The sequence below is a fragment of the Bacillus paramobilis genome (genome assembly GCF_038096195.1).
GTDB classification, from domain to species: Bacteria; Bacillota; Bacilli; order Bacillales; family Bacillaceae_G; genus Bacillus_A; species Bacillus_A mobilis.
Genome location: NZ_CP151108.1, coordinates 1,652,110 through 1,664,253, shown reverse-complemented (window position 1 = coordinate 1,664,253; position 12,144 = coordinate 1,652,110). Strand labels below are relative to the sequence as shown.

At 33.2% G+C, this 12,144-nt stretch carries 7 protein-coding genes and 1 pseudogene; 4 read left to right on the top strand and 4 right to left on the bottom strand.

All coding sequences use genetic code 11. From position 1 onward, the window contains the following. Positions 1 to 5: 5 nt before the first annotated feature. Positions 6 to 1,847, bottom strand: a complete 1,842-nt coding sequence (locus tag AABL52_RS08695; protein WP_341519168.1) for a S8 family peptidase — start codon at positions 1,845 to 1,847, stop codon at positions 6 to 8. A 289-nt stretch (positions 1,848 to 2,136) separates the two neighbouring features. Between AABL52_RS08695 and AABL52_RS08690 the strand changes: the two genes are divergently transcribed. The 3 genes and pseudogenes from AABL52_RS08690 to AABL52_RS08680 all read left to right on the top strand — a co-directional run. Then, the gene (locus AABL52_RS08690) at positions 2,137 to 2,934 is read left to right on the top strand and encodes a cell wall hydrolase (protein ID WP_341519167.1); all 798 of its coding nucleotides are present in this window, start codon (positions 2,137 to 2,139) and stop codon (positions 2,932 to 2,934) included. 255 nt (positions 2,935 to 3,189) lie between these two features. Beyond that, a complete protein-coding gene (locus tag AABL52_RS08685; protein WP_341519166.1) occupies positions 3,190 to 4,527 on the top strand; it encodes an NAD(P)/FAD-dependent oxidoreductase in 1,338 nt (445 codons plus the stop codon). 249 nt (positions 4,528 to 4,776) lie between these two features. Next, positions 4,777 to 4,962: pseudogene (locus tag AABL52_RS08680) on the top strand (hypothetical protein); the annotation flags it as partial. An 84-nt stretch (positions 4,963 to 5,046) separates the two neighbouring features. On the opposite strand, the gene AABL52_RS08675 reads toward AABL52_RS08680, so the two are convergent. Further along, on the bottom strand, positions 5,047 to 7,830 hold the full coding sequence (locus AABL52_RS08675; protein ID WP_341519165.1) for a dynamin family protein: 2,784 nt from the start codon (positions 7,828 to 7,830) through the stop codon (positions 5,047 to 5,049). 483 nt (positions 7,831 to 8,313) lie between these two features. On the opposite strand from AABL52_RS08675, the gene AABL52_RS08670 reads away from it, so the two are divergent. Beyond that, on the top strand, positions 8,314 to 8,499 hold the full coding sequence (locus tag AABL52_RS08670) for a hypothetical protein (RefSeq protein WP_000461131.1): 186 nt from the start codon (positions 8,314 to 8,316) through the stop codon (positions 8,497 to 8,499). Positions 8,500 to 8,945: 446 nt separating this feature from the next. Here AABL52_RS08670 and AABL52_RS08665 read toward each other — a convergent pair whose 3' ends face one another. Continuing rightward, entirely contained in the window at positions 8,946 to 9,932 is a 987-nt protein-coding gene (locus AABL52_RS08665; RefSeq protein ID WP_340421355.1) for a choloylglycine hydrolase family protein, read from the bottom strand. Positions 9,933 to 10,194: 262 nt separating this feature from the next. Continuing rightward, positions 10,195 to 12,138 carry a DNA mismatch repair endonuclease MutL gene (gene mutL / locus AABL52_RS08660; protein WP_341519164.1) on the bottom strand — a complete coding sequence of 648 codons (1,944 nt, stop codon included), beginning with the start codon at positions 12,136 to 12,138 and terminating at the stop codon, positions 10,195 to 10,197. Between the last annotated feature and the right edge of the window lie 6 nt (positions 12,139 to 12,144).

Below are 12,144 nucleotides of genomic sequence, written 5' to 3'. Positions count from 1 at the left end.
TTTGCTTATTTTATGTTCAATACATATGAACCATCTTTATTCTCATATTTATAGACGTATAAATAATATTTTCCTGGCTTTGCATTATAAGTTCCTTTAACTACATTCCCTTCATTTTCACCATATGCTACATAGTTGTTTAAATCTGATTCATGATGAAGTACCCATGTCATTCCAATGTTTTGTTCATTTAGTAGAGAAATATTAATATTTTCTGGTGAGTCAATTTGGAAAGTAAATACATCTACCTTATCACGATTATCTAGTTTTCCTTTCATTGGTGTATGAAAGGAGACTTTATTTGCCTGTCTAGGTTCATTATTTGGTTCATTTTCTGTTACTTGTAACTCATTCCCACCGTTCGGTTCTCTTTGTTCATACCCTAAATCTACTAGTATAGACTTCAAATCTGGTAAAACACCAATTTTATCTGAAGATGGATCTTTAGATCTCGTTCCAGTGTTACGGTTACTTAATATCGTTCTTAATTCACTCGGTCTATATGGTTGTCCTAAACTTTCTTTAGCAATACTTTGTACTAAAGTCGCTGCTCCTGCGATAATGGGTGAAGCACTAGATGTTCCACTAAAGCTTGAAGTATAAAGATTTACAGCACTTCGACTTTGCTCGGCTGTAGTTGTATCTACATTTTCTCCCCACCCGTACACATCAATCCGACTTCCATAATTTGAAAACCACATACGCTCATGAGGGAAAGATGAAGAACCCGCGCCTACCATAATTGCACCTGAATCTTTAAAATCTTTACTATTACGATTCAAGACTTGTTTACCATTTCTATCTTTAAATTGATCTAAATCATTCCACCCATTTGCTCCAGCTTCTATAATGACAACACCTTTATCTGTACCAGCACGAATCGCATCAAAGATATCTGGTTGTACTTCAACAGGTAAATATTTATCACCATATCCATCAAAGGAAGCTTGTGCCTCTAATAATAAAACATCCCCAGCTTCTAACTGATTTACAGCACTTAATATTGCATCAGCTGTATTATACTGTCCGTTATCTCTTATTTGAGAAATCACTTTCGCTTTCGCTTTTGGCGCAATCCCAATATTCCCAACCTCATTATCCTCAGAAGATACAATCCCTAGTACAGACGTTCCATGTCCAACATGCTGATCTATATTTCTTCCAGACATTAACTCAATATTTTGATGTACTAAATCCTCATGATTTAATAGCCACCCATATTCCATATCAACAAAAGTTATACCTTTTCCATTACCACCTTGAACTCCCCAGGCGAAAGGTGCATTAATACCGTATGGTGCCGCTTCAAGATAGCCTTGTTTTTTAAATCTAGGATTGTTATTAGGACTAAGAGCTACACTTGATAGTTGCACTTCCGGTGGCGCAATTTTTTCTTGTTTCTTCATATACACATCTTCTATTAAAGAAGATGTCTTTAACTTATCTACTAGTTCTTCTTTCTGCTCTCCATTTCGAGTTTGAAGAATATAATAGTTTAATAAACTTGTAGATACATTATTAGGTGCTTTCACTTCAAGGTCTTGTATTTCTTCTGGACTTACAGATGTGAATAAACGATTGAATGTTACATCTGGATATTCTACCAAAAGATCTTCTAGTACTTTATCACTTGCTTGAGCTTGTATCTGTTTTTCAATACCATCTTCATATGGTAATTTCAAATCCATATTGAATTTTACAATGATTTGCTTATCTGTTTCTTGTTCTATCCCTAATTTACTCTGCTGTTCTACAGAATCAGCATTTACAATATTGACAGTGTCCCCTATTCCTAAAAATGTTGAAATAATTACAGCTGAAACAGATATTCTTTTAAATACATTCATTACATCACTCCTCAAATTAATAAACAATAAATTATTATATTAATCTATACTAATTTATTTTCTATAACATATAAAGTTACCTTTCTACCAATTAGATTATAGTAATCAGCACTATGAACTTCAATGTATTTTTATATGCAATATTTCATATTCAAGCTCTATATTGCATTTATAAAAAACTTATGATGATTATTTATTTTATATGTGCTAATATACTTACATTAAAATATTATGTGTAAACATTCTAAACTACAACCGTTTGCCTTAATTTTTTCTAGGAGGATTTACAATGAAATTATTAAAAATAAAACATATAATCCCTATATCTGCAGCAGCAATTACATTCATATGTCATCAAAGTACAGCTGAAGCTTCTACCATTCATACAGTAAAAAAGAATGATACACTTTGGGGCATTAGTAAACAATATGGAGTTTCCATACAATCCATTAAACAGGCTAATAATAAAGGAAACGATCAAACTTTTATTGGTGAACAGTTACATATTCCAGGGTCCACGAACTCAAATGAAATCACCGTTCGTCAAAACGCCAGACCTGCGAACATTTCTGGACAAATTATTTATCAAGTACAACAGGGAGATTCATTAGAAACGATAGCAAAGCGTTACAATGTTACCATTCAATCTATAAAACAAATTAACAATACAGTCGGAAACAAGCTTTATACAGGACAACATCTAAAAATTAACTCAAGCATTTCAGAAAAAGAAAAAGACTTAATGGCACGCTTAGTTACCGCTGAAGCAGGTGGCGAATCCTATAAAGGAAAAGTGGCTGTAGCAAAAGTTATACTAAATCGTGTAAACGCAAAAGGTTTTCCAAATACAATAACAGGCGTTATTTATGAACCTATTAAATACGGATATGCCTTTACTCCTGTTACAGATGGAAGAATTAATCAGCCTGCAAGCCCAGAAGCAAAAATGGCAGTAGAAGAGGCTATCTCCACAAATGGAATACATTCTGATTGGCTTTATTTCTATAATCCGAAAACATCGACAGACAAATGGATTACGACACGCCAAACAGTAGCAGTAATTGGTAACCATGTGTTTGCTAAATAAGATTTGAAATCATTAACAGACCTCTTCACTTAAAAGGTCTGTTTTTTATATGTAATAATTTATTAATCCTATGACATAGTAATCTTAAAAAGCTATTCCTTCAGACATTTGTATTTACTCCACCACTTAGAGAAATTAAAAAAACATCAGGTTCAAAAACTCCCTCTTTATTAATAAAATCTATTTCTTAACTTCATAAAATTGTTATACACTAGAAAAATAAAAAACAAACTATTCGTTAGCAGGTGAAAGAATATGTATGATGTTACAATTATCGGCGCTGGAGTAAGTAGCATTTTTATGGCTTATTCACTAGCTAAAAGTAACAAAAAGGTTTTGATTCTTGATAAAGGTAAAGCGCTAGAAGATCGTCATTGTCCTTTAGACGAAGGAAAAGCGTGTACTTGTACTACATGTGATAAATATTTCGGGTTTGGTGGTTTAGGAAAATCTGAAGGGAAATTTAATTATACAAACGGATTTGGCGGAGAACTTGAGCAAAAAGTCGGTAAAGAAGGCTTTATACAACTGATGGCTGAAGTAGATGAAATTCTATGTCAGTTCGGAGGAAGTTCTGTTTCAAAATATTCTACAGAAAATCCAACTCTCAATAAGAGGGCTGAAGCGTGTGGTTTGCAAATGCTAACAACAGAAGTAAGGCATCTTGGCACTACCCTTTCAAGTGACATTTTTCAGCAACTCTATGAATTTTTACTTACGAAAATAAATATACAATTTCATATAGATGTACAACATATTATGAAACAGAAAGATCATTTTACAATAGAGACAAATGAAGGAACAGTTCAATCTAAGCAACTAGTATTTGCAACTGGACGTTCCGGAGCGGATTGGCTAAAAGAAATGTGCACTTCTCTCAATATTTATCAGGAGCAAACTCGTGTAGATTTAGGTATTCGAGTAGAGATGAAAGAACACCAATTGCGTTCTATATTAAAAGATACATTTGAGACAAAACTTTCTTATGAGCATGAACACTTCACAGCAACTACGTACTGTATGAATCCAAAAGGACGCATTATTAGAAAGTATGAAGAAGGTTTAGTTATGCCTGACGGTCAAAATTTTCGAGAGGAAGGAACTGGCACGTCTAACTTAAATTTCACTTTATTTATCCCGCGCTATTTTTCAACTCTCAAAGAAGCAAATGTATACGCAAGTTCAATTATTAAAAACATTAACCGAGGACGAGATCGGATTGTTATTCAGCGCTTAGAGGATTTACTAAATAAACAACCTACAACGGACAACCGCATGAAACATAACCGTATACAACCTACACTACAAGGAGATTATGGAGATTTGCATACAGAAATTCCTCCATTGTATATTGAAGGACTTAAAGAATTTCTATTACGCTTAGAACAATTCATCCAAGAACCGATTGATAAAGATACTTTATTATATGGAATTGACGGAAAGTTCTATGCTCCTACGATAAAAATCAATAACCACTTTGAAACAAGTGTGCATGGGCTATTTTTAGTTGGAGATTGTTCCGGCGTCACTCATTCATTATCTCAAGCTGCTGCAAGTGGGTTGTATGTTGGAAAACATTTATCTCATATTTAATTTCTTTCATTAAGATTGCAATCAAATATTTTAACTTCCATAGTAATAGCTTACTAACGATTCTGCCGCAAAGAATCCGGTTTTTATGAGATACATATTTAACATAACCATTGACATTCAATTCTAACAAATTGAATGTCAACAGGTTTAAAAGCCTCTATTCATTTCCCTTTTCATTTGTTCGATATTTTGTAACATCATCATAGTGTTTAATATGTTAGGATGTCTATAAGTATTTTTTACTACAACTATGACCGCATAACAGGTGAAATTGTAGATTTACAAAAAAAAGAAGCAGAAGCACTCATTAACCGTGCACAAAATGAATTACGAATGTCTGACAAAATCATTGAAGGTGATTTATTACGTTTCTCAGAAAGTAATAAAATTAAAACTGGCGAAGTACAAACTAAAATTAAAGAGACTGAAAAATAATCTAAATATGAAAAGGGAGCAACTGTAATGAGTTGCTCCCTTTTACTCTCTTATAACATATGATGCAATGTCATATAAGAACTTTTATTCTACGTTTGTTTCTAAAGTTACATCTGTATAGGTATGATCCTCATCTATATTTAAAATTACTTCACATTGACGTAATCTCAATTCAAAGAGCATGATAGAATCATGATAGACTTCAGGATTTGATTTCATTTTATGTAACATCTCTTGTTTTTCTTCTATTTCTAAATGAGTGTTTTCTACAGCTTGTTTCAAGGAGTTAAATGGATTCCTAAAGAATATATGAATATCCCTCTCTTGCGTGTTTTCAAATAGCTCAAATTGCAAGAAAAATTTCTTCATAATAGAAGCTGTTACCTCGGTATAATCTTCATTTTCTACATACTGTTTATATTTGTTATATAGCATACTTTTGTTTTTAGGAAGAACTCCAAATAATTTACCGGCACTTTTCAGTAAAAATTGTGCTGGCGTAAATCGACGTAAAATATTTACTTCCTCCATTTGTATTCTAGTCGTCATTCTGTCCGTATCTCTGCGCCAGTCATCAAGCACTTTAAAATCACATGCTAACTGTATTCTATTTTCTCCAAATAAAGAATTAAGTCCTTCACTAAGTTCTTCTAGGTACGATTGACTTTGAAGGAGCTCATTATTAGAAGTCGCAATCCAATTTTGCATAGAAAGAGCAAGATTAGGTAATACCGTTTGTTCTAAGTATTTATGCACTCTTTCATTCATTACTTTATTTAATTCCGTATCCATGTGCCCGAAATCACTTTCTTCACTAATTAAATCCGAACACCCCTGTAATATCTTCGGAATATTTCCAGTAAGATCATTCATAATTTCAGTTTTCATTGTACGATATGATTGTGTAATGAAATGAATTTTTTCCTTCTCAAAAGCAGTAAGATTATTAATACTACCATTTAGTTTCACTAGCATATCTTCATTCCGATTAATCGCATCCGCTAGATTATTTTCTTTCTCAACGCGTTTATCCAACAGATATGTAATTGTTTTTCGAATGAAAAACAATAGCTTTTCAGTACGTTCTACATCGATATTTTTATAATTAGAGTTAAAATGAATAAACTCAGTTAACTCATTTAATTGTTGACTACTTGTATATAACGAAGAGTAAGGGAAAATCCTTGCATGCGGGAAATATGTGTTTATTCTCGCTTGTGTATCATATAATACTCTTTTCACTTCTGCTTCACTGTATATGTTATCGATTTTATTTAATAAGAAATGAATTTGTAAATTTGGTGTATGTTCTTGAATGCTTAATAGAATGTCACGTTCTTTGTCAGTAAAAGGTGAATCCGCATTCAATACGAATAGTAATTCGTCTACAGAATTTAAATATTCGAATATTTCATCCCTAGTATCGTTATTTCTATTAAAGCCAGGTGTAACTACAAATGTAAGTTTATTTTCACTTAAAAATCTGCATGGTAATTTAAATTCCACACACGCTCTATCTCTATATGTTTGATGGTGTTGTGACATCATATTATGGTAATCAGAGACATCTTCCGTTGTTGTAATTGCAGAGTCTGTTATGGCGTTAATTTCTGTATGAGCATCATTTTTTAAAACTACTACATTTGAAATTGATTTTTCTACTATATTTTCTCCTAATATAGAGTTAATAAATGTAGTTTTTCCATTCCCTGAAGTTCCTGTTACTAAAATGCGGTTTGTGCTTAAATCTGCGAGTTCGCCAACTAACCATCTAAATCGGTGACCCATTTCTATATTATGCTCTTGTGCCCACTCTGTAATAGATTCAAAAAGATGCAAACTATACTCTAAACCGTTCACATGATTAATAGAATATAACAACAGGTTTTCCGCATGTTTTATATTTGCTGAATCTATTTTAGAAGGGAAAATCTCATCCCATGCCAATACAGCTGCTGATGGAAATACAGCATAAGATGGATTGACTACCTTTAACCAATTTGTTAACAAGTTTGGAATGATGTCGTGCAATTGTTTAAGCATATATTGACCTTTAATTAATTCAAAGTACGTTTCTTCGTAAAGAGAAGAAATTTTGTTCCATATATCGGACGAATGTATTTCAATATGCAAGAAAAATTCATTTATTGTATTAAGCCATACTAAGTAATTTTGTTCATTTTTATAACTATTCCAAAGTGATGAAACCATTTGCGTAAATTGTACTTGATCTACAGTATTTAACGTAACTAATACTTCATAGAAATAATCTGGTGAAATATGTTTAGTGAATCCTTTATCAATATATCCTTTTAAAACCTCAAACCACGGGTAAGATTCTGTTCGAATTAACTCATTCACTGCAAGCTCTACTGCACTATCAAAATCTTGCTGCTCCTCATAAAAAGAACGGGCAATTTTTGTGACGTTCGGGTAATCGGGATTTAAAGAAACCGCTTCTTTAATAACAGAGAAAGCGGAATCAAAATTATTTTGCTCTATGTAAAGAGAAAGTAATTGTAATCCAATTTCGGTCATCAATATTTTATTATCAGTAGTAATAGAAGTATACACATTTTCAGCAACTGCTAATTGATTAAGTTCAAAATAAGCATCCGCAATATTTTTTTGTGCCCACGGTGCTAATTCATTACTAACTTTTTCCCATTTAAAAATAGCAGCTTCAAAATCTTGATGGCGATAATAAAACTCACCTTGTGCAAAACGAATATAAGATCCATCAGAAACCTCATTTCTTTCTTCGTTTACATAAACTTCTCCAAGTACGTCAAGAGGTGGCTTTGTTTCATTCTCCATTAGGAATGTTTCATAATACATCTTTTTTATTAATTGTTTTTCTACTCTCATCTTTTCCCCCACTATATCTTGAAAATACACTTTTAAGATATGTCAATACTTTTTGTATGTATGCTTTTTATCTTAACAAAGAATATCTTTTGGAAAATTTCATTTTCCTTTCATTTTTCGAGTAAGATTGAATTTTTATGAGAAAAGTTTCAGTTTTTTTTCAATTCCCTTTCAGTTTTGAAACAGCATTAAATGTTCCTAATAACCTAATAACACTATAATCTCCAGCATTATATTATCAGGAAAAACCTATATAAACCATATTATAAAAACAATTTATAACGAATATATATGCAAAATCCCCTTCACTAATAAATGAAAAAAATCATTATCATACATTTCTCACATTGTTTTTCTTTGAAATATTTCAGTAAGTACGGAATTAAATTCCATTAACCTCTATAAATAACTAGTCCAAAAAAAATCTATATGCATATCATGTTATAGTAAAGAATTCAGGAAATCCTAAAAGGAGGCATTTTCATGTTTGAAGATAAATCTAAAATAAACTACCCATATGAATTTACTGAAACTACAACAATCCCGCTAAAAAATCCCATCAATAAAACATACAAAAACGGCTCTGGTACACATACTTTCCCAATAAAAAAACACTATAAAGAACAGGTGTTATATACGGAAAAAATTAATAATAATAAAAACAAATAGCCTTATAACAATTAATCAAATAAAAATCTATATTAGACCTTGCATAGTTATAAGTAATATATAAATCTTTCTTATACAACTCATGTACTTTTAAAAAGTGCTGATATACAGCGCTTTTTTATACATAGATAATAGAAGAACAAAAAAGGTATGGATATTTTCCATACCTTTTTTGTTCTTTACTATTTATAAATGGAGTACGTCCATGTTTATTTTACCTAATAGCACTATGATGAGCCTTCTAGAAGAAATAAAAACTAGTTTAATGAAAAAATAAGTTTCTTAGCCAATGCTCCTACCATCAGAATTTTACTGGTTGTAGTCATTGAAGAAAGGAGTAGATTTATGATGAATCATAAATCTACAGAAGCACCCAAGAATTATATAGGCATTATTGCTCTATTATATATATTTTATAAATTTACCAAACGCAGTTTCAAAACAACTTAGTTTTCATAAAATATTTTTTGTTTCCGTTGGAACGGATATGCTTTAATCTCATCTGTATCTAAATTTTCATGAAATAAATGAATGGCTATAATTTGTCTACAATCGTAGGTATGATAATAATATGTTCCGGACTCCATACACATTACGCTTGTATAAATGGTATTATCTAATGCACCTTCTTCTGTTATTACTCCGCCTTTAGGAACCTCACAATTTGATAAGATATGAAATAGGGCCGATACTCCCTCTTCTTCACTATCTATACCTTGAATGTTTTGTTTACCATATGCTGCCCGCACAAACCTTGATGGCGGGGTGAAATCCCCTGGAAGTCCCATTGATCCTGAACCCTGACCAAAAGCACTTAATGATAAGTTACTCCACTCAGTTGGCGCGAATGGCTGCGATTTAAGGCCTATATATTGTCTTAAATTTTGCAAATGCCAATTAAACTCCGGACTATTCGTCATCACTCCTAGTGGGTTATCATACATTTTTAATCCTTCATTTGTCGGCTCCAGTACAATGCAATCTCCCCATTTATCCGCTAAAATCCAATGTAGTGGTGGCGTAAGTCCTAAATCTGGTAATGGTATATCCAAAAAGGTAAGGCTATCTACAGATTTCTTTAACTCTTTGACTGAATTGAATTGCGTGAGACTCCAAGTCACAAAATCAAATGGAGCCAAATTCGTTTTGTTGTCATCTATGCTTTGACTATAAGCAGCGAATCCTGGAAAATAGAGTGTTGCACATGTCATACCAGCTTCATTTACTCCGTCCGCCATAATGACCCTTCCGTGATGATTAATCCCCATTCCGACCGTAGCATGTTTCGTATTGATAATTTCACCAGTTATATTATTCCACTGGTAATGTCGAGGAATGATTATTACTTCTTGATTCATATCTAATGTAAAATCCATCGTTCTTGCAAAAAGATGTTGACCGTTTTTTGTCTGTAATGTCAAACTAGTACACATAAAGGACACCCCATTTTATGATTTTATCTACACTTTACATAATTCTGATAAGTCTGTAAATTAAAACCTCTTTCTTTACAAAAAAATAAGAAAACACATATACATTACAAATAGGTTATTTCTAGTTTATAAATGAATTTTTAAAATATAGTTGCAAAAGAATTATATTAAAAAGGAGCGACTTATTACTATCGCTCCTTTTTATTTCACTCTATATTTTATTAAAATAACCGGGACCATTTTTTCTCTATGGTCAGTATCCCTACATAACCCTCTTAAACATCTTTTCAAGCTCATAAGTAGAATGATGCACAAGAATTGGTCTTCCGTGCGGGCATGTGTATGGGTTTGTTGTTGTGCGAAGTTCTTCCAGTAAAGCAAATATTTGATCGTTCGTTAAATATTGATTTGCTTTAATGGATGCTTTACAACTCATCATGATGGCTGCTTCTTCACGCAGTTTTTTAATATCAACTTTTTTTAGTTTGACGACTTGTTCCATCATTTCGTCGATAATTTCTGTTTCTTGTCCTTTTGGGAACCACGTTGGATGTGAGCGGACGATAAAGGATTGATGACCGAATTGCTCTAGGAACAGTCCAACTTTTTTCAGTTCTTCTAGTTGCTCTTCGACACGTAAAAATTCAGTAAGAGATAAATCGATACGGTATGGTACAAGTAATTCTTGTACTTCTTGCGCTACCCTTCCTACTTTATCACGGAAGTATTCATAATTAATACGTTCCTGCGCGGCATGCTGGTCAATCATATATAAGCCTTTATCATTTTGAGCGAAAATATATGTTCCATGCATTTGTCCAATTGGATAAAGCGGTGGTAAGTCATTACCGTTCATTTCAATCTCTTCTATTTCCTGAACTTCTTCTTCCAATTCCTCTAATTCAAAGTCTTCATCGTTACTGTTCCACGATTTCTCTTCTCGAATTGGTTCTTCCATTATCGATTTAGTAGATGGCTGCCAACTTTGTTCTTCCCTTACGAGCGACTGTGGTGGTTGCCATTCTTGCTTCGGCGGTTGCCACAGTTGTGCTGGCTGTTTCACTGCCAGTGGTTCTTCTCGTTTTTCATCCATGCCCGTCGGTAAAATGATGTCCGGCATAGATGGCTCTTTCGGCTTCGCATGCTCAAACTGGAACTGTTCTTGCACACTTTCATCTTTTTCTTTTTTCTTCGTTGTCACACCTGCATCTGGGATGAGCTGTATTTTTTTAAATGCTGCTTGCAATGTTTCTTCGATAAGCTTTAACAATTCTTGTTCTTTACTAAAACGAACTTCTAATTTCGCAGGATGTACGTTAACGTCAACAAGCATCGGATCCATTTCAATCGATAAGAAGCCGATTGGATATCGTCCGACTGGCAATAAGGTATGGTATCCTTGCTGAACGGCTTTCATTAATACGAAATTTCGAACATAGCGACCATTTACGATCGTTGACATATAATTTCGAGATGCTCTCGTTACTTCTGGTAATGTTACATAACCTTTAATTGTGAAATCTAAAGATTCCGCTTCAATTGGAATAAGCTTCTTCGCAACTTGAATGCTGTAAATCGATGCAAGTACTTGTCTTACATCACCATTTCCTGATGTGTGAAGCAATTTCTTTTCATTATGAAACAACTTTAACGATACTTCTGGGTGTGACATTGCGATACGATACACGATATCTGTAATATTCCCAAGCTCTGTATGAATGGTTTTCATATATTTAAGACGCGCTGGTGTATTAAAGAATAAGTTTTGTACTGTAATATCTGTTCCTTTTCGGCTCGCTGTTTTCTCCTGCTTTATAATGTCTCCACCTTTAATAATAAGGTGCGTACCAGGCGCATCACCTGTGCTAGTAATTAATTCTAATTCACTAACTGAGGCAATACTCGGCAATGCCTCACCACGGAACCCGAGTGTTCTAATGCGAAACAGATCGTTCTCATCTTTAATTTTGCTCGTTGCATGTCGTTCAAAAGCTACAATACAATCTTCTTCTGCAATGCCATCCCCATTATCAATGATGCGAATTTTTGATAAACCAGCTTCTTCTAAGTGGATTTCAATAGATGTACTATTCGCATCGATAGAATTTTCCACAAGTTCTTTTACGACTGAGGCAGGGCGTTCTACTACTTCCCCTGCCGCAATTAAGTTAGAGAGTTGGTCATCGAGTTTGCGAATTTTCCCCATCTACTT